This window comes from Pinisolibacter sp. DMC19 (assembly GCF_056313985.1).
This window is the reverse complement of sequence record NZ_JBQUZF010000023.1, coordinates 1-838: the sequence shown is the minus strand read 5'-3', so window position 1 is coordinate 838 and position 838 is coordinate 1. Positions and strand designations below refer to the sequence as shown.

The window sequence follows — 838 nt, the reverse complement described above, 5'->3', positions numbered from 1 at the left end:
CCGACAACGTCTCGTCGGGTTCGCAGCAGCTCTCCGCGGCCTCCGAGCAGATCGCGCAGGGTGCCAGCGAGCAGGCCTCGGCCGCCGAGGAAGCCTCTTCCTCGATGGAAGAGATGGCCTCCAACATCAAGCAGAACGCCGACAACGCCGCCCAGACCGAGAAGATCGCCCGTCAGTCCGCCAAGGACGCCGAGCTCTCCGGTGACGCCGTCTCCCGCGCCGTCTCCGCCATGGGCACGATCGCCGAGAAGATCGGCATCGTCCAGGAGATCGCCCGTCAGACCGACCTGCTCGCCCTCAACGCCGCGGTCGAGGCCGCTCGTGCCGGCGAGCACGGCAAGGGCTTCGCCGTCGTCGCCTCGGAAGTGCGCAAGCTCGCCGAGCGCTCGCAGGCCGCCGCCGCCGAGATCTCGCAGATGTCCACCGACACGGTGAAGTCCGCCCAGGAAGCCGGCGACATGCTCAACCGCCTCGTCCCCGACATCCGCAAGACCGCCGAACTGGTCTCCGAGATCTCCGCCGCCTGTCGCGAGCAGGACATCGGCGCCGCTCAGATCAACCAGGCGATCCAGCAGCTCGACAAGGTGACCCAGCAGAACGCCGGCGCCTCCGAAGAGATGTCGGCGACCTCCGAGGAACTCGCCGCCCAGGCCGAGGAACTCCAGACCTCGATCGCCTTCTTCCGGGTCGAGAACGTCGACACCTCGAGCCACCGTCGTCAGCCCGCGACGCCCAAGTCGCGTGCCCCGGCCGGCGGCCTCGCCCACCCGGTCGCCCACATGAAGAGCTCCGCCGCCCCGGCCAAGAAGACCGCCGCCGCGCCGAAGCGTCAGACCGT

General features: G+C 69.6%; 1 protein-coding gene. It reads left to right on the top strand.

Annotated elements, in window-relative coordinates:
* Positions 1–838, top strand: an 838-nt coding sequence (locus ACT53U_RS19610; protein ID WP_476157627.1) for a methyl-accepting chemotaxis protein, incomplete at both ends; no start/stop codon positions are given.